This window comes from Burkholderia sp. HMSC10F09 (assembly GCF_001806955.1).
Lineage (GTDB): Bacteria > Pseudomonadota > Gammaproteobacteria > Burkholderiales > Burkholderiaceae > Burkholderia > Burkholderia multivorans.
The window spans coordinates 1-669 of record NZ_KV786657.1 but is presented as its reverse complement, the minus strand read 5'-3'; the positions used below and the strand labels follow the sequence as shown (position 1 = coordinate 669).

Here is a 669-nt window from a genome sequence, read left to right as displayed (position 1 = left end):
CGACTGTCGTCCCCATGCGGGGATGGGGCCCTCGTAAGCGCTGAAGCGCTAACGATGGCCGACATGAGACAGACTCGTTATAGGGTCAAGCGAACAAGTGCATGTGGTGGATGCCTTGGCGATCACAGGCGATGAAGGACGCGGTAGCCTGCGAAAAGCCCCGGGGAGCTGGCAAACAAGCTTTGATCCGGGGATGTCCGAATGGGGAAACCCACTCCGTATGGAGTATCCATGACTGAATACATAGGTCATGTGAAGCGAACGCGGTGAACTGAAACATCTAAGTAACCGCAGGAAAAGAAATCAACCGAGATTCCCAAAGTAGTGGCGAGCGAAATGGGATGAGCCTTGTACTCTTTATTTGTATTGTTAGCCGAACGCTCTGGAAAGTGCGGCCATAGCAGGTGATAGCCCTGTAGGCGAAAACAGTATGAAAGAACTAGGTGTACGACAAGTAGGGCGGGACACGTGAAATCCTGTCTGAAGATGGGGGGACCATCCTCCAAGGCTAAATACTCGTGATCGACCGATAGTGAACCAGTACCGTGAGGGAAAGGCGAAAAGAACCCCGGGAGGGGAGTGAAATAGATCCTGAAACCGCATGCATACAAACAGTCGGAGCCTCGTAAGGGGTGACGGCGTACCTTTTGTATAATGGGTCAGCGACTT

1 rRNA gene is annotated in these 669 nt (G+C 52.5%); it reads left to right on the top strand.

Annotated elements, in window-relative coordinates:
- Positions 1–83: 83 nt before the first annotated feature.
- A 23S ribosomal RNA gene (locus HMPREF3115_RS10830) occupies positions 84–669 on the top strand; the annotation flags it as partial.